Origin of the sequence: Thermocatellispora tengchongensis, from assembly GCF_014202315.1 — a bacterium.
Classification (GTDB): domain Bacteria; phylum Actinomycetota; class Actinomycetes; order Streptosporangiales; family Streptosporangiaceae; genus Thermocatellispora; species Thermocatellispora tengchongensis.
Window position 1 is genome coordinate 85,192 of record NZ_JACHGN010000017.1, and the last position, 16,784, is coordinate 101,975.

14 protein-coding genes and 1 pseudogene are annotated in these 16,784 nt (G+C 67.3%); 10 read left to right on the forward strand and 5 right to left on the reverse strand.

The genetic code is table 11. The features are described 5' to 3' along the window. Positions 1-236 precede the first annotated feature (236 nt). Together HNP84_RS34215 and HNP84_RS55440 are read left to right on the forward strand one after the other, a co-directional pair. Complete coding sequence (locus HNP84_RS34215; protein ID WP_185054196.1) at positions 237-1,880, forward strand: tannase/feruloyl esterase family alpha/beta hydrolase; 1,644 nt, start codon at positions 237-239, stop codon at positions 1,878-1,880. A gap of 556 nt (positions 1,881-2,436) precedes the next feature. Further along, positions 2,437-2,559, forward strand: a complete 123-nt coding sequence (locus HNP84_RS55440) for a hypothetical protein (RefSeq protein ID WP_281396370.1) — start codon at positions 2,437-2,439, stop codon at positions 2,557-2,559. 292 nt (positions 2,560-2,851) lie between these two features. On the opposite strand, the gene HNP84_RS34225 is transcribed toward HNP84_RS55440, so the two are convergent. Then, positions 2,852-3,751, reverse strand: a complete 900-nt coding sequence (locus tag HNP84_RS34225; protein ID WP_312926410.1) for an NmrA/HSCARG family protein — start codon at positions 3,749-3,751, stop codon at positions 2,852-2,854. A gap of 122 nt (positions 3,752-3,873) precedes the next feature. Here HNP84_RS34225 and HNP84_RS34230 point away from each other — a divergent pair, with 122 nt between their 5' ends. From HNP84_RS34230 to HNP84_RS34260, 8 genes are all read left to right on the forward strand, one after another. Beyond that, on the forward strand, positions 3,874-4,485 hold the full coding sequence (locus HNP84_RS34230) for a TetR/AcrR family transcriptional regulator (protein WP_246519090.1): 612 nt from the start codon (positions 3,874-3,876) through the stop codon (positions 4,483-4,485). A 307-nt stretch (positions 4,486-4,792) separates the two neighbouring features. Continuing rightward, positions 4,793-4,936: a hypothetical protein gene (locus HNP84_RS34235; RefSeq protein ID WP_185054198.1), complete on the forward strand. Its 144-nt coding sequence runs from the start codon at positions 4,793-4,795 to the stop codon at positions 4,934-4,936. Positions 4,937-5,520: 584 nt separating this feature from the next. Beyond that, positions 5,521-5,823 carry a hypothetical protein gene (locus tag HNP84_RS34240; protein ID WP_185054199.1) on the forward strand — a complete coding sequence of 101 codons (303 nt, stop codon included), beginning with the start codon at positions 5,521-5,523 and terminating at the stop codon, positions 5,821-5,823. Next, positions 5,820-9,377, forward strand: coding sequence for a class IV lanthionine synthetase LanL (lanL, locus tag HNP84_RS34245; RefSeq protein ID WP_185054200.1), 3,558 nt, complete (start codon positions 5,820-5,822; stop codon positions 9,375-9,377). Before HNP84_RS34240 ends, lanL begins: the two co-directional genes overlap by 4 nt. 33 nt (positions 9,378-9,410) lie before the next feature. After that, entirely contained in the window at positions 9,411-9,692 is a 282-nt protein-coding gene (locus HNP84_RS56885) for an ALQxL family class IV lanthipeptide (protein ID WP_376772002.1), read from the forward strand. 130 nt (positions 9,693-9,822) lie between these two features. Then, a complete protein-coding gene (locus tag HNP84_RS34250) occupies positions 9,823-11,664 on the forward strand; it encodes an alpha/beta hydrolase family protein (RefSeq protein ID WP_185054201.1) in 1,842 nt (613 codons plus the stop codon). Positions 11,665-11,681: 17 nt separating this feature from the next. Next, positions 11,682-12,149, forward strand: coding sequence for a 6TM ABC transporter family protein (locus HNP84_RS34255; RefSeq protein ID WP_221337131.1), 468 nt, complete (start codon positions 11,682-11,684; stop codon positions 12,147-12,149). Then, on the forward strand, positions 12,119-13,162 hold the full coding sequence (locus HNP84_RS34260) for a radical SAM protein (RefSeq protein ID WP_185054203.1): 1,044 nt from the start codon (positions 12,119-12,121) through the stop codon (positions 13,160-13,162). The genes HNP84_RS34255 and HNP84_RS34260 overlap by 31 nt, the downstream gene beginning before the upstream one ends. Here HNP84_RS34260 and HNP84_RS57080 read toward each other — a convergent pair. From HNP84_RS57080 to HNP84_RS34280, 4 genes and pseudogenes are all read right to left on the reverse strand, one after another. Next, a pseudogene (locus HNP84_RS57080) lies at positions 13,146-13,550 on the reverse strand (IS30 family transposase); the annotation flags it as partial. The gene HNP84_RS34260 and the pseudogene HNP84_RS57080 overlap by 17 nt on opposite strands. A gap of 131 nt (positions 13,551-13,681) precedes the next feature. Beyond that, positions 13,682-14,899: an exonuclease domain-containing protein gene (locus HNP84_RS34270; protein ID WP_185054204.1), complete on the reverse strand. Its 1,218-nt coding sequence runs from the start codon at positions 14,897-14,899 to the stop codon at positions 13,682-13,684. A gap of 163 nt (positions 14,900-15,062) precedes the next feature. Next, positions 15,063-15,886 (reverse strand): IS5 family transposase gene (locus tag HNP84_RS34275; protein ID WP_221337132.1). Its coding sequence is split into 2 segments (ribosomal slippage): positions 15,063-15,427 and positions 15,427-15,886, totalling 825 coding nucleotides; the frame shifts between segments, so codons are not numbered across the junction. A gap of 81 nt (positions 15,887-15,967) precedes the next feature. After that, positions 15,968-16,447, reverse strand: a complete 480-nt coding sequence (locus HNP84_RS34280) for a hypothetical protein (RefSeq protein WP_185054205.1) — start codon at positions 16,445-16,447, stop codon at positions 15,968-15,970. Positions 16,448-16,784: the final 337 nt, after the last annotated feature.

The window sequence follows — 16,784 nt, forward strand, 5'->3', positions numbered from 1 at the left end:
GCATCCTCGCCGAACGGATCACCGCGGGCGACCTGGCCGTGGCCCCCTGCCCATGCCGCTGTCCCAGGTGGAGGAGGCGTGGCACGCCCCGGCCGCCGCCTCGTGCCGCCCCCCTGAGAGCCGCCCCCTGAGAGCCGCGCGGCCGGTATTGACACGGGCTTTGGCGGGCACTTGAATCACATCGGGCTAATCATATGCATGATAAGTAGTGATTCTTCGCCCCAATGGGAGGTCCGATGGCCAGACGGAGAGGGCGGCGCGCGACTCTCGCGGCGCTTTTGGCGGCCGTGTTCGTGGCGGCCGGCGGCGTCGATGCGGCAGCCGCACCGGACGGCCCGCCGGAGCGGCCCGAGGCGGGAACGGAACAGATCGGGCGCGGACAAGGCTGCCGTGCGGAGCACTTCGAACGGCTCACCGTGCCCGGCGCCCGGATCACCGGCGTACGCGCCGCCCTCAACCCCGGAGGAGGCAAAGCCCTGATCACCCCGCCCTCCGGCACGACGGTGCCCGACCGCGTGTTCTGCGAGGTCGAGATCGCGCTCACCCACGGGCGTGAGGGGACCGAGGGCCTGCCGGCCGACGACGTCCACGTCTGGGTCTGGCTGCCCAAGGACTGGAACGGCCGGCTCCAGGCCGTCGGCGGGGGTGGCACGAGGGCGACCTACGGCGCACCGTCGATGGTCTCCGCGCTCGAGGACGGCTACGCGGTCACCGTCAGCGACGCCGGCCTGTCCGTGGAGAAGCCGCAGATCCACATCTTCCTGACCGGCGGCAGGTTCAACTGGCAGCTGTTCGAGAACTGGTCCTACCGCAGCGTGCACGACAACGCCGTCCTCGCCAAGGCCGTCGTGCACCGGTACTACGGGTCACCGGCCCGCTATTCGTACTGGCGGGGCTGCTCCAACGGAGGGCGCCAGGGGCTGGAGATGACCCAGCGGTTCCCCGGCGACTTCGACGGCGTGCTGGCCGAGGCGCCGGCCATCTACGGCGCCGAGCGGCTGAACATGACGATGTCCTGGCCGGCGTTCCTGCAGAACGACGCGTTCGGCGGTTTCATCCCGGAATGCAAGATGACGGCCTTGACCGAGACGATCGTGCAGGCGTGCGACGGCGAGGACGGCCTGGTCGACGGCCTCGTCAGCAACCCGGCCGGTTGCGACTACCGCGAGGTGCTGAACGGGCAGATCGGCCGGTCTCTTCCCTGCGGGGAGATAACCGCGCGTGAGATCGAGGTCGTGACCAAGATCCTCGAAGGCCCGCGAACCGAGTCCGGCCGGTTCGTCTGGTACGGCTACACGCCCGGCGTCGACCTTAACAACAGCCGTACGTACACCGGCTGGCCGATCCAGAACTTTCTCAAGCACGATCCCGCCTACGACTGGCGGACCTCGACCACCGATGAGCTGATCAACGTGTTCGGCCCGATGTACCGCAGCCGGCTGGACATCCTGTCGGGCTCTGACCCGGTGCTTCAGCCCTTCGCCAACCGGGGCGGCAAGCTGCTGATGTGGCACGGGCTCGCCGACGGGGCGTTCCCCGCCGATCAGTCCGTGCACTACTACAAGGAGGTCCGGCAGATCTCGGGTGAGCGGACGGACGACTTCTTCCGGCTGTTCCTCGCGCCCGGCGTCGACCACTGCGGCGGCGGTGCCGGCCCCAAGCCCACCGATCCGTTCGGCGCGCTGGTGGCGTGGGTCGAGCGAGGAGTCGCGCCGCGGACGCTGCCGGCCGCGCACACCGGCGAGGACGGGAAGATCGTGCGCGAGCGGGCGCTGTGCCCGTATCCGCAGGTGCAGGTCTACCAGGGCGGTGATCCGGACCGGCCGGAGAGCTTCCGCTGTGGCACCTCGTTCGCCAAGGCGGTGGGAAACGGCTCGTGATCCTCTCGCGGCGGCGGGACCAGTGCCATGCGCTCAGGTCGTTCTGGCACCGGATCGCGTGACCGCATCCTTCACGGCGCGGGGGAGAGCCCTCCACCCGCGCCGTGCCGGACATCTGATCCCGCTCATCACCGCACTGCCCCTTCTTCGCCGGGCGTTACGTCGGCTGGGCCGGATCAGGCGCCACGTTCTTCGCCGACGCCCTGTACCGATGGCTCGGAGTGCCAGTGGGAAGCCCTTGAGCCGGCGGAGTGCGAGCTTGCTCGTCATACCATGTGGGCTCCGGTCCCGCACGCAGGCACAACTCTGAAGGGAGTCAACACTCCGTGCACAGTTGTGAGCTGCAGGTTTGTACTGCGGCCCTGGTCGAAGCAGTGGCCGGGCTCAAGCATGCTCAAGGCTCGTGGAGCTCCACTGGCCGATCGAGTGAGCAGCGCAACGATCCGCCTAGTCTTGAACAAGCGCGGCTTGGTCCGGCACCAAGACGGCCGACGATCACTGGCGTGATCTTCTCCGCGCCCAAGCCGCGAGCACGCTGGCTTGTGACTTCTTCACGGTGGACACCGTCTCAGTCACGCTGCGCCGGTTGTACGTCGTCTTCGTGGTGGAGGTCGGCACCCGTTTCGTGCACGTGCTCGGCGTGACCGCCCACCCTGAGGGCACACGAGCTGCCCAGTAAGCCCGAAACCTCCTCGCCGATCTGAAGGACCGGGCTGGCGCGTCCCGGTTCCTGATACCGGATCGGGGCTGGACGAATACGCCGGTCATTGCAATCGGCACAGGCCACACAGCACCCTGGGCCTTCGAGCTCCCCCCGACATCGACTCCGACGTGGTCCCGCTGTCGACGGGCCAAATCGAGCGCTGCCACGTCCTCGGCGGGCCGATCGACGAGTATCAACGAGCCGGCTGACCAACTGGGCGCAGTCATGCAAGAGCAGGTCGAAATCTTGGGCCCAGGTTTGACACCCTTCAGGTATCTTGTGCGGCCAGAAAACTGGCGATCTGGTTTGCTCCTTTCCGCTCCAGCCAGGTGCGCAGGTCCATCAGGCGCGGGTGCAGGGCGCGGGTGAAGGCCACGTCGGCGCGCCATCCTCGTTCGTTGAGCCAGGTGGAAGCGAAGGCGAGTTCCTCATCCATCGCGGCGATCGCCTCGATCGGGATCTGAACGTATGGTAGAGGCCGGCCTATCGCCTCAGAAATGGCCGCAGCGATCTGGACCGGGGTCAGTTCGTCTCCGGCCAGGTCCACAGCGCGGCCTATCCACTCGCCCGGCTGAGCGAAGGCCAGTGCGGTGAACGCGCCGACGTCGTCGACGGCCATGATCTGTTGCGGCACGTCAGCGGCGAATGCGGTAGTCACGGCGCCGTCGCTCAGGTGGTACGCACCGGTGTAGTTCTCCATGAACGAGACCAGGCGCAGGAATGTCGCGGGCAGGCCCAGCCGGTTGATGTGCTGTTCGATTCGCCACTTGCTCACTATGTTCTGTGGCAGCTTTTCGGTGTTGTGGCGGCCGGCGCCGGCGAGGGACGCGTAGACAAGGTGCTGCACGCCGGAGGCGTGTGCTGCGTCGGCGACATTGCGGCCCCAGCGGACCTCGTCCTCAGCGGAGAAACCTTCCGGGGTGCCTGGAGAGCCTACGGTGGGCTGAACGCTGAACAGGCCGTACGCGCCTTCGGCAGCGGCGCGGAGCGAGGCGACGTCGTCCATATCGGCGCGGACGAGCTCGGCCCCCGCCTGCTCCAGCGCGCGGGCTCCGGCGGCATCGGGATCACGCGTCACCGCCCGCACCGACCAGCCATCGGCGAGCAGGTGTGCCGTCACCGTACGACCCTGCAGGCCAGTTGCTCCTATGACGACAATGGTCTTCACGACATATCTCCAGATCATGGGCATGCGTGGAGGGTGTCCATCTAACTGGGGGAGTCCTCCGGTTTCGGGTGAGTAGAATATGGAGGGCCGCCCCGTTTTTGCAAGGCCCGTCGGAGAATCACATGCCGTCAGACAGTCATCGGACATCGCCCGCGCGGCCGATGCGCGCGGATGCGCGCCGCAATTACGACCGCATCCTGGCCGCGGCCGCCGAGGCCATCGCCGAGGACGGAGCCGACGCATCCCTGGAGGAGATCGCCCGCCGGGCAGGCGTCGGGTCGGCCACGCTGCACCGGCACTTTCCCGCACGGCAGCAGCTGCTGGAAGCCGTTTTCCGGGACAGAGTCGAGGCTCTGCGCGCCACCGCAGCCGACCTGGCCACCGACCCCGATCCCGGACGCGCGCTGGAGACTTGGCTGAGAACCGTCACCCGGCACGCCGTGTCGAACCGAGGTCTGGCTGCCTCGCTGATGCACAGTCCCCAGGACAGCGACTCCGCGCTGGGTGTCTCATGCCGCACAATGATCACCAACGCTGGAGCGGACTTGCTGGCCCGAGCCCGCCGCGCAAACGCCGTACGCTCCGACGTCTCCATCACGGATCTGCTTCAACTCGTCAACGCCATCTCCCTGGTCGCGGAAGGAGAAGCCGACGGTGCAGCCCAGGCCGACCGGCTGCTCAGCCTCGCACTGGCCGGAATTCACCCCGTGCAAGAAGCAGCGAAGGACGCATAGCGAGTGGCATCAGCGATGTGACCCACAAGGTCGATCCTGCTCACGCGATGATGGTTCCCGAGACGCGAGCGGCGGTCCTCCGCGTATGGGGCAGGCAGCAGGTCGAGCCAACGGGCGGTCAATGCCACCGGATCCGCCGCGTAGATCCAAGGCGGGGCAAGGGCGCCGACGCGATCGGGCGGATTACGAGTCCGAAGGGTTCCCGCAGGCGCCTAGTTGCTGTGCCCGGCGATAACCCCCATTGTCGCCATCTTGCACTGCAGGCCGATTCCGGCCGTGCACGTTGCGACACGGCGTCCATAAGACGGTGCAGGCGCTGGTGAAGGACATCCGCGCCTGGATCGCCTCCTGGAATGAGGACCCCAAGCCCTTCGTCTGGGCCAAGACCGCCGAAGAGATCCTCGACGCCCTCTTCTCATATTGTCGACGAATTACTGCCTCAGGACACTAGTCGGCTGACCACGAACGTTCACCGGGTTTGATCACGCGGCTTCGCGTCGAGGTCGACCCCACCGTTGCCGACGTTCGTCTGGACGCGAGCCCGTTTCGCGACGTTGGACGGCCAGGACCTTGGGATGGCGGGCGTTGGCATTGCGCCATCGCAGGTAAACCTGCAGCTCACGAGCCAAGGCAACATGATTTGGGATGGTCCGATCCGGAGATCACGAGGGTGCGTAGCGGCCTGAACTGCGGCTCGATCGGGTTGGCCCACGAGGCATGGGGCGGCGTGAAGCACAACTGGACTTTGTTCCTGGCCGCTCACGCCTGAATCGCCGGGGTCTTACTGGCCGACAGATTACCCAGGATAAACATAGATAGGTGTGCCGTCAGGGCGTGCGGCCCGGATCGGTGGGCTGGGTAGCGGCCCAGCCGTGGAAGATGATTCAGCGCGGCGTGGAGCAGACGCGCCGTAGTGACCGGCGAGCAAGACTCGTATGACTTTCTTCCTGATCAAGGGCTGCACGGACACCTTCCGCCAAGCCACGCGGAGCGGCAATGGGCTCCGCGGGGAGGGGATGGGGAGGGAGTGAGTGAGTGGCTGTCATGGATCCTGCGTTAATGGCCGTGATCGTGACCATCATCGGAAACGTTTCCATGCTCGTGAGCGTATGGCTGCGCAGCAGCCCTTACAAAAGCGGCACTAAAAGTGGAGGTGTGGCGCCTCGAAGCGATCACCGGGCCTGCGCGAAGTTCCTTCGCCGCAGTGTGCAAAACGACGCAGACCGGGCCATGAACGGCCGATTACAACTAGTGCTCCAGCAACTCATCACGCCGCCGCGGCTTCCTTTTCAGCCTGCGCAGCCTGATCAGAACCAGCCTCGATGGGAGCCGTTATGAGCGTCAGCGCTACCGCTCAGCTCATCGGTGACCGCAGCCACCAGTGTGACGCCACCGCCATCTTCACCCACGCCGGCACCTGCGCCTACGTCATGCTTGACGGGATCGGATCTTCTGACATCATCCGCACCTGGACCTGCCGTGCCGCCCGCCGCCTCGCCCGCGCCGCCGCCCTGCGGGGTGCCGAGGCAGGGTTTCGCACCGTGCACGCAGTGGCTGCAGTCGAGCGCGTTCGCCAGGAGTGTGATGGCGAGGAGACGCCGTCCGCCGTCGCAGTTGTCGTGGTCGACGCTGTCGGCAAGGATCTTGAGATCGCCTGGTGTGGCGATACTCGCGCCTACCTCCTCAGGCCCACCGGTCAACTGCGGCTGTTGACCAAGAACCACAACCTGCGGCAGGTCCTGCTCGACCGGGACCGCGGGCCCGCTGGCACGATCGGAACGCCGTCCCCTCCTACCTTGGCGACGTCACCGATCAACCGGTCATCGGCACCAGGACTGTCACCCTGGCCTACGCGTCTGCTGCTGGCCTCTGACGGCGCCTGCGAGCCGTTGGAAGACGCCAGCGAGGGTATCTTGCGCGGTTCTCAGGTCCGGGCCGCCCAAACTCTCATGGCCGCGCCGATCGGCCACCCGGACAGTCGCCTCCCTCTCTTGGGTGCTGGCCCGGATCCGTTCTGTTCCGCCCCCGAGAAATACCTGTTGCACACACGCTCCGCCCAGTACGGAGACGAGGCCAACAGCAACTCCGCGATCAAAACTCAACGAAAACGAGTCGATGGCAAGGGCAGATCAAAGCGGTCGGACTGTTATCTCATCACCGACGGAAGAACAACTATGACCACACCACGTGCACAGAGCACGGCAGTCGAAGACACGATTTTGGAGGATTGCGTACGTGCCATTATCGGCCGCCACGAAGCCGCCGATTGGCGGGTAGAGCCGGGCAACTTCTGGTGCAATGTGCGGCCTGGTCGGCAGCCGAGACGGCAGGCCATCCAGGGTTGGAAGCTGCACCTGTCGGCGACGGTCCTGTCCGCTCCTCACGTACTGGCCCGGGCCGCCGACGTGCTGGTCCGACACGGATGCGAATTCAAATTCGCGCACACCCTCGACGCCGTGCGGCAGTTGACGTCAGCGCGCTACGACCGAGGTGGCGGCGGCAAGTTCATCACGGCATACCCGCAGGGCGACGAGGAGCGGCTGCGCCTGCTGGCCGATGAGCTGCACGAGTCGACGGCGGGGTTGCCCGGCCCCGCCATTCTGTCCGATCGGCGTTACCGTGAGGGCAGCCTGGTGCACTATCGGTTCGGCGCGTTTCACGGGCTGCCGATGCTGGGCAACGACGGGTCGTATGAGGCGATGCTGGTCAACCCCGAGGGCGAGCCGGTTCTCGACAAGCGCAAGGCATGGTTCACCCCGCCGACCTGGGCGCCACGCGACCCCTTCCAGTCCGCGCCGGCTGGTGCCACCGGCCAGGCCGCCGCACCAACGACGGTCCTGCTGGATGGACGGTACGCGGTCAGCATTGCGGTCAGGCACGCCTTCAGGGGCGGTGTCTACCGGGCCACGGATCAGGTGACCGGCGAGCAGGTGATCGTCAAGCAGGCCAGAGCTCACGTGAGCGGCGACATGACCGGGAGGGACATCCGCGACGCGCTTAGGCGCGAGGCGTCCTTGCTGGAGACGCTGGGCACGTCGACGGTGACGCCCCGCCTGGTCGGTCTGTTCGACCAGCAAGGGGACCTGTTCCTGGTGCAGGAGGCGGTCACCGGTGTCACCCTGCGGGAATGGGTGTGGACCCAACTGCGGTTCACCGACGGTGTCGCCTGGGGACCTCCGACCGGTAAGGCGGTCAGGCTGGCCTCGCAGCTGATCGACCTGCTGGAGGAGGTGCACGGGCGCGGGCTGGTCTTTCAGGATTTCACTCCCGACAATCTGATGGTCACCCCCGAAGGCGACCTGCGCCTGATCGATGTGGAACTCGCCGCCCGCCCCGGCGAGACCACGGTGCGGGCGTTCACTCCCGCCTACGGCGCTCCCGAGCAGGTGTCGGTGACAGGTCTGGGCCCCGCCCCCGACCAGAGCGTCGACCTGTACGGCCTGGGCGCGACCCTGTTCTACCTGGCCAGCGGGGTCGATCCGTTGCTCGCGCCCGAGCGGCCGCAGGCGCGTACGACGCACGAGCGCCTGCGGGCCTGGCTGGCGCACATGTCGATCGGCAATCCAGTCGTCCGTCGCCTGGCAGTCGTCATCCTCGGGCTCATGGATGAGGACCCCGGGCGGCGTCCCGGCCTGGCGGCCGCACGCGACCTCATGAAGGAAGCCCATGCCGTTTCATTTGATGTCTCTTCGAAACCCGAGCAGATCAGCGACGCGGCCATCGATGGGCTGATCGCCGACGGGATCGATCATCTGATCGCGACCATGGAGCCGGAGAACGAGGCACGACTGTGGCCGGCCACGCCCATGGACCGGACGACCGATCCGCTCAACGTGCAGCACGGCGCCGCCGGGGTGCTGGGCGTGCTCACTCGTGCCTATGAGGTTCGGCCGAGCACGGCGCTAGGAGAGACTGTCGCCATCGCGGCGAACTGGATCCGCCGTGCCGTGCCGTACGAGCCTCGCCTGCTCCCCGGTCTGCAATTCGGCCGGTCGGGCACGGCATGGGCGCTCCTGGAAGCGGGCCAACTGCTCAACGACCGGCGATTGGTCGACGTTGCGACCGACCTCGCGCTGCGCGTGCCCCTTTCCTGGCCTAACCCCGACGTCTGCCACGGCACTGCAGGGGCCGGTCTCGCCCAGCTACGATTCTGGGAGAAGACCGGAAACGAAGAGTTCCTCGCCCGGACGCGGACGGCGGCCGACGCTCTCCTGGCGGCAGCCGAACATCGAGACGGACAGATCCTGTGGCCGATCCCGCAGGATTTCAACTCTTCCCTGGCCGGCGTCGTCCACTACGGCTTCGCCCATGGGGCGGCGGGGATCGGAGCCTTCCTGCTCGCCGCTGGACGGGCACTCGACGACAGCTCCTACGTCGATCTGGCGGGGCAGGCGGCTGACACGCTGGTGTCGGCTGCGCATATGAAGGACGACGCCGCCTACTGGGGCGCCGAGCCCGGCGATGAAACCCTGCACACCCGTTGGTGCAGCGGATCAAGCGGCGTGGGAGCCTTCCTGCTCCAGATGTGGCGCCATACCGGCGACGAAAGCCTCTGCCCGCTGCTCGATCAGGCCGCCACCGCGATCCGCCGATCCCAATGGTCCACGATGCTCGGCCAGTGCTGCGGCCTGGCCGGCGGCGGTGAGTTCCTGATCGACATGGCCGAGGCTACCGGAACCCCGCGCTATCGCCAATGGGCGCAGGAGCTCGCCCGAGCCGCCTATCTGCGGCGTTTTCACCGAGATGGGCGCCAGGTGATTCCCGATGTGTCCGGCACCGATAGCTTCGCGTACTTCGGTAACGGCCTATCCGGAATCCTGGCCTTCCTCATTCGACTGCGGCACGGTGGTCCACGGCCATGGCTACCCGACGCATTCTCCCTGAGGTCGTGAACATCAGCTTTCCCTTAGTCCACCGTCCAACGGATGGGCTGCCCGCTCTTTCCGGGCGGCCCGGCCCCTACCAAGCAGAGCCTCGAGAAAGCAGCCTCGACGCCTGCAAGGGTTATTCAGCAGGGGGTAGCAGCCGGTTTCCGGGGGCCTGCCCCTCGAAAGTGTTCGTCAGACAGGAAGGAGGTGATTCTTGTGGAGATCGACATCATGGCGTTGGACACGCTGCCCGCTGAAGAGCACACGGTCGTGGGCCTTTACCCGTGCTTCGCGACGTGTCTCATAATTACCTGTGAATACCAGGGTTCGACGATCTAGTCGACGGCGACATTTCTCTGATCTCTGTTTGATCGTCTGACGGATTTCAGATAAATGGTACGTGCCGGTCCCTCTCAAGGCTCTGCTTGGGAGGGGCCGGCATCTCGCCGGGCCGCCTGGACAGAGCGGGATGGCGTTTGCCTGGCAGGCCCATCCATTGACGAAAGCCGGATTGGGGATTGTGGTGAGTGTAGCTCCGGGCGACATGGTTCATCGAGTCGGCTTCCGATTTTCCGCGCGGGGGGAACATGCCGCGTGCCTGACCATCGACGGCGACGGCCGGATCGCCATTGAGGCATGGTCGTTCGAGCGGGGGCACGCGGACGTCCGGCGGGTCGATACGGCGGCCGCTGTCGTGGTGCCGGCGCAGGTGATTCCGGCGGAGGACGGAAGGATTGTCCTGCTACGGCCTGGATCCGGCACCCATGAGGTCACCGTCATAACCCCGTCCGATTCTGGCGGCCACATTGAGCATCGGGTGACCACTGTGCGAGCCGAGGGGTTGCGCGCCTTTCCGAGCCCCGATCCGGCCGTGCCGGCCATGCTGGTGTCCTACACGGACAGCCGCACGGTCATCCAGCGGCTCACCGACGAGGGCCTCGAACCGGTCGTGGGCCTACCGGGTATGATCACCAAGGAGTGCCGCCTCACGCCTGACGGTCGCCAGCTCGCGGCCAATCAAATCGTGGACGGCGAACGCCGAGCCGTCGTACTGGATCTGACGAACGCCGCTGTGACACCGTTCGCCCACGACGTAGGCGCGGTCCTGCTGTCGTCCCCCGCGACGGGGGACGTGCTGGTCGCGGTCGACACCCCGGATGGCGTGAAGTTGGGCTGGCTCACCCCCGGTGACGCGCATGCTCGCGTGCCAGGCGAGCTGAACGACATCGAGGGCGTCGTGCTGCCGCTGGCCGTCGACCCGGCCGGGGATCGACTCGCGCTGAAGGTCACCGACGGAGCGCGTTCCCGTCTGCTGATCCACGAGCGGCGCACCGGCAAGGTGCGCGAGCAGCCAATTCCGCCAGGAGTGATCGGGTTCGCGAGCGCCTGGACCGAGGGCGCGCTGCGCGTCAGCTACTCCGCCCCCACGCATCCTTCCGGCGTGCTCGCCGTCGACCCGTCCGGCACCGCCGCGGAGTGGGCGGAGGGACACGACACGCCGGAGACCTTGCCCTGGTGCGATGCCCGGCTTGAGCGCTTCGATGGGCCCGCCGGGACGATGGAGGCCGTCGTCTACGGTCCGGACTGGCGGCACAACAAACATGTGCTCATCGCGTTGCACGGCGGCCCCGAAGCCGCCTGGGACCTGAGCTTCGACCCCACCCTCCAGCGTTTTGCCCAGGCGGGAATCAGTGTGATCGCGCCCAACCAGCGGGGGAGCACCGGTTACGGGGCCGCGCATCGAGCCGCCATCGTGGATCAGTGGGGCGGCCCCGATCTAGCCGACATCCGCCACCTCCTCGCCGCCGTCAACACGGCGCGCCACTACCCGCGGCACCCGGCGCCCATGCTGTTCGGCGCGTCGTATGGCGCGTTCCTGGCCCTGCTGGCAGCTGCGGCGGACCCACCGATGTGGTCGAGTTGCGCGGTGGTCGGCCCCTTCCTGTCCGGCTCCCGACTGTACGCCGACGGCTCGCCCGCGGTGCGGTCGCTCCTCGACCGGCTGGGCGGCTGTACCGACCTCGACGACGACCTTGGCCCACGAGATCTGCTCCGCCTGGGCCCCCAGATCCAGGCGCCCCTGATGGTCATCCACGGCGAGCATGACGACGTCATCCCTGTGGAGCACTCGCGCGCCCTGGCCCAGAGGCTGACGGCAGACCGCAGGTTTATCTACCGGGAGATAGCGGGCGGGGAGCACTACCCGTTGAGCGGCCGGGGCGGCAGCGCGCTGCTCGACGAGGTCGTGGACTTCCTGCTCAGCTCTGTGAGGGACAACCTCGCGCTCGCCACGCAGACAGCCCCGGCATGAGGACAATCCTTCACGTCATGCGGCTCGCGCCGGGCGGCACCACGATCGACACCGTGTGCGGACCGATCGCGGTGGGCGTCTCGCTGCTGCTGCCCGCGCTCGCGGCCCGAGCGATGGAGGGCATTCTCGCCGGAGACGACCTGACATGGCCGATGGCGGCCCTCACGGGACTGCTCGTGCTGTCGGCACTGACCGGCGTCGTCAGCGGCCTCACCGCCGTAAGGATCCTCGCCCGGGTCTCCCGCGCCCTGCGCCACCAACTGCTGCGAGCCGTACTGGCATCGGGGGTGGCGGTCAGGCGTCGTCACACCGCCGGGGATCTGACTACCAGCGGAAACTCGGCCTCATCGCCGCGCTGCTGGCCGACGCCCAAGCCGGCCGGAGGAGCATCTGGGCCGCCCAGTAGCACGCATGCCCAGCGATCAGAACAACCGCAGCTCGAAGGAGATACGAAATGGCAAGTCACGAGAGGCCGGACGAGGTGATCTGGGACATCACCTACGCGTGCCCGCTCCGGTGCGTTCACTGCTATTCGGAGTCGGGCAGGCGGCCCGCACGGCGATTGAGCGAGGGCGGCATGCTGCGCGTCGCAGAGGCCATCGCCGCCATGCGGCCGGCAGGAGTCGCGATCGCCGGAGGCGAGCCGCTGCTGATCCCGAACCTGATCAAGGTCATCGAACGCATGGCTGACGCCGGCCTGAAAGTCGCCGTCTACACCAGCGGCTGGCTGATGGATCACGACATCGCCCGGAAGCTGGCCGACGTCTGCGACAAGGTCGTGGTCAGCGTGGACGGTGCGACCCCCGAGGTGCATGACCGCATTCGCGGCAGGCAAGGCTCATTCTCCCGCGCGATGCGGGCGCTGACGATTCTCGACGAGGTCAGCGCGGAGCGAAAGTCCAACGGACAACCGCCCCTCAACTTCGGCATCGACTGCGTCCTGCTGCAGAGCAATTTCCATCACATGGAGCTGTTCTGCGAGGCCATCGCGTCCCGGTTCAGCCATCTTCAGTTCATTGCCTTCGGGGCGGCAGTACCGGGGGGATTGGCAAGCCGCCCGCGATTCGACGAGCACGAGCTGCTCACCGATGAACAGATCAACCGGCTGAACGACCCGAGCCACGCCCAGCGGCTGCGAGCCCTCGCGCCTGCCTCGGTGATGGTGGGCACGACCGACAACCGTATCCTGCAAATGCACCCCGAATTGATCGCCCGCGGCATCGTCTTCAATGCCCTGCAAATTGAGCCGGACGGCGAGGTGCGGGCGATGCCCATCTACGAGGGAACGGTGGGGAACATTCTCACCGATCCCCCCGACGTGCTGTGGAAGCGCGCCAAGGCACGATGGAGCGACCCCATCGTCACCAACGCCTTGGGCCCGGCCAAGACCATGAAGCAGTGGGCCGAGGCAGCACGCCTCATCGACCAGCGCTTCGGCTCCACCGCCGTCCGCGAACGAATCAGCCGCCGCCCCGAATTCCCCCTGCCGCGGCGGTGAACTCGTCGTGGCGGCTCATCTCGCTGCCTTGATCCCAGGTGAGCGAGCGGGCGAAATCGCGGAGCAGGCCGGCGAAGGGCTCGATCAGGGCGTCGCGGACGTGCTCGGAGGACTTGCCGTCGGCCAAGTGCAGGAGCACCACGTAACGGGTGGTGCGGTCGACCAGCGTGCCGATCGCTGAGCGGCTGCCCTGCCCGACGATGAGGTCGCCCTCCCAGTGGCCGGCCACCTGGCGGTCGTCGATGTCGGCGGGTCGCTGGTGGATGAGCTTGCCGGGATCGACGAAGCGGGTGGCGCATTGGTCCTCGCCGGGGGTTGTCGATCGCGTGACCGGCCGGCCTCCTGTCCGACGCTGATGACGGAAAGCACCGCGAGCCGTGCCGGGCCTCGGTCATGGTGCGGCGTGCCCGGTCCACACCGGGGCTGCCGGCGAACCCGACGCCCCTGATCTCGGCCATCCGGGGGTACCACGATCGCACCAGGTGATGCTCCGATCATTCGCGGAAGGTCAGGTCCGTTTCAGCCGAGCATGCGGCTGAAGGCGTCGGGCGTGACGATCGGGATGCCATACGCGCGCGCCTTGCGTGCCTTACCGGACAGGGAGTCGGGGTCGGCCGCGACCAGGAGCCGGACCTTCTTGGTCACGTTGGCGTGCGGCTGATAGCCGGCCTGGCGGGCGCGCCGCTCCCACGTCTCGCGTCCGCCGTCCATTTCGCCGGTGAATACGATGAGATCGCCCGGTCGAAGCTGGAACCGGGGCACAGGTGCGGATGCGGATACGGCGGCCTCCTTCAGCGCCTCCTCCACGGCCATGGGGGACATGCGGAGCAGGCGGGCGACAAGCTCAAGCTCGTGGCGTTCGGCGTCGGTGATGATCCCGTCGGCCAAGGCCGCGCCCGCGACTGCGGTGAGGTAGTCGCGGTGCAGCCGCTCCAGGTCCGCCCGGCCCAGGTCGAGTGACGCGGCCAGTTCCACCAGGGCGTCGGCCTCCGCAGCGGAGATGTGGTGGTCCAGGAGCACCTGGTCGAGCAGGGCGAGATAGGGCTCGGCCCGGACGGGCTGTGCCGTCTGGGGGAGGCGGTCGAGGATGCGGGCGAGGAAGTGGTTCTCGCGCTCGGCCGAGACGCCTCTGCGCACCCAGGCGGTGCCGGTGTCGTCGAGCACCGGCCAGGTCGTCGTGGCCGCGCTGCGGAGGGTAACCGGCCAGGGAGAGGCCGGGTGGGTCAGGTCGAGGTAGTGGCGGAGGAGTCGCGCGGCGGCGCGGGCGTCGATCAGCGCGTCGTGCCGGCCGTCGAGCGGGATGTCGGCCATCGCGCAGCAGCCGGCGAGATTGCGCGGTGCGTCCGGCAGGAACCGCCGGGCCTCGGTCATGGTGCACACGCCGAGGTCGTGCAGCGGCGGGATCGGGACGCCGATGCGGGTGAACTCGTGGTGCAGGAAGCCGGAATCGAACCGGAGGTTGTGGGCCACCGGTATCCGGTCCCGCAACAGGGCGACCAGGGTGCCTGCGATCTCCTTGAACGCCGGGGCGTGGCGGATGTCGGAGGCGCTGATGCCATGGACGCTCTGCGGGCCGAGGTCGCGCTCCGGGTTGACCAGCGTGCTCCATTCGCCGGTCACCTGGCCGGCGGTGTCGGTGTGGACGATGCCGATCTCGATGATCCGGTCGTGCCAGGAAGGCCGCAGCCCTGTGGTCTCGACATCGATCACCGCGTAGCCGATCGGGCCGCCGGCCATGCTCGTCCTCCTCGCGTGCATTCTCACGATGGAATGTCGCGTGCCAGGAGGAAATAGATTGCTTGTGGCTTAGAACGTGATTATCTTGTGATGTCGATTTGGTGAAATATCCGCATTATCCTACCGATATGCCTTAGTGCGTGTTTGAGGTCGATGATCTTGATCAGTCGCACACGATTCTGGCCTGTCGCCGGGCAGGGCCAACTCGGGTGAGACGGCGTGCCATTCCAGCGATGGCCGCCCAGCGGATGAGAGCCTCGGAGACCTTCGGATCCCGTTCGTAGTCACGGGCCAGACGGCGGCAGGCGGTCAGCCACGCCAACGTCCGCTCGACCACCCAACGGCGTGCGATGACGCTGAATGCTCGCTGGTCAGAGGGCTTACGTACGATCTCCAACGTGGTGCGCAGCCTGTCACGAGCCCACTCCACCAACCGGCCGGCAAACCCTTGATCGGCGAAGACATGCCGGATCGATGTGGCCGGGTACGCCGACAGCAACGCGGTCTTGGCGCCGTCGCGGTCCTGCCAGTTGCGGCCATCACCGCGAGGGTGACCAGCAGGCCGGTGGTGTCGGTGATGATGAACCGCTTGCGGCCGTTGACCTTCTTGCCCGCGTCGTAGCCGCGGCTGTCGCGCCCGACGGTGTCGGCGCCCTTGACGCTTTGAGAGTCGATGATCCCCGCTGACGGCTCACCCGCGCGGTCGGCCTGGCGGCGGGCCTTGACGCGCAGCTCGCGCAACAGCGTCTCGGTCACTCCGGCCTGCTCCCACTGCTGGAAGTACCAGTACACCGTCTGCCAGGGAGGCAGGTCGGTGGGCAGGTACCGCCACGGGCAGCCGGATCGGACCACGTACAGGATGGCGTTGACGATCTCCCGGCGTGGGTGTTTCTCCGGGCGTCCACCGGTGTTGGGCTCGGGGAGCAGGGGCTCGATGAGTTCCCATTGGGCGTCGGTCAGGTCCGAGGGGTAGCGCTGAGGGGGCATCCGGACACCTTGGCCGCCCGTGAGCCGGTCGTCACGCCACCACGCCGGACCTGAACGATCTTCTCAAACACGCACTGAGAACTACGTGCAGGTCCACCAGATCGACACCCCGCCGCTCGGCTCCGGCCAGGCCGAGTACGAAGGCGTGGCGATCTTTAGCTTCGACTCGCCCGCCACCGCCGCCGAAATGCTGCGCGCCCCCCAGTACGTCGACCACGTCACGCCGGACGAGCCGTCCTTGCAGGACCTGCCGGAAACCGATTCTTCTCCAGCGAGGAAGAGGTGCTCACCAGTAGGCCGCGTACCCACGGCGACAGTCACCCCGCCGACGCCCAGTGGAACGTGTTCGACCGCCCCGCCGGCATCCAATTCCTGCAGTTCGTCCACCTGGACGGCAACGCCGGCTGGGCGGGCGAGGAGGACACCGAGCTGGGCCACCACCTGCGCGCTTTCCGGCACACCCGCAACCGGCCGAGCACCGCGGTCCACGAAACCGACACGCCGTTCCTCGGCGCCCGCCAACTGTGGTGGCTCACGATCTCCGCGTTCGAACAGGCCCAAGGCCGATCCCGGCGCTGGCCGAGCTCATCGACCGAGCCGGACACGCGATCACGATGCCGGCCGTCTCGGAACGCTTCCTGCGCTGAGGCCGCCCGGAGGTGCGGCAAAGCCGTCACGGCCTACGCAACCACCGCCATCGTTATCGGATCTGACACATCGACCACTGCACGGGGATCGGCCGTCCGGCGGCGACGCTCTGCTTCCGGTCGGCGTCCCAATCGCCTCAGCCTGGCCACCTGGTCCAGCAGGCACTGTACGGCTTGAGCTCCCCTCCGCCGTATAGACCAGCCCGCTCGGAGTCTGCTTGTCGTTGCAGGTGCCCAGGTTGTGCCGCTCG

What these genes read in the sequence shown, in the direction of transcription:
- HNP84_RS56885 (WP_376772002.1), top strand. Translation starts at nt 9,411, where the DNA reads ATGGGCTGCCCGCTCTTTCCGGGCGGCCCGGCCCCTACCAAGCAGAGC.
- HNP84_RS34255 (WP_221337131.1), top strand. Translation starts at nt 11,682, where the DNA reads ATGCGGCTCGCGCCGGGCGGCACCACGATCGACACCGTGTGCGGACCG.
- HNP84_RS34215 (WP_185054196.1), top strand. Translation starts at nt 237, where the DNA reads ATGGCCAGACGGAGAGGGCGGCGCGCGACTCTCGCGGCGCTTTTGGCG.
- HNP84_RS34260 (WP_185054203.1), top strand. Translation starts at nt 12,119, where the DNA reads ATGGCAAGTCACGAGAGGCCGGACGAGGTGATCTGGGACATCACCTAC.
- HNP84_RS34230 (WP_246519090.1), top strand. Translation starts at nt 3,874, where the DNA reads ATGCCGTCAGACAGTCATCGGACATCGCCCGCGCGGCCGATGCGCGCG.
- lanL (WP_185054200.1), top strand. Translation starts at nt 5,820, where the DNA reads ATGAGCGTCAGCGCTACCGCTCAGCTCATCGGTGACCGCAGCCACCAG.
- HNP84_RS34250 (WP_185054201.1), top strand. Translation starts at nt 9,823, where the DNA reads ATGGCGTTTGCCTGGCAGGCCCATCCATTGACGAAAGCCGGATTGGGG.
- HNP84_RS34270 (WP_185054204.1), bottom strand. Translation starts at nt 14,899, where the DNA reads ATGGCCGGCGGCCCGATCGGCTACGCGGTGATCGATGTCGAGACCACA.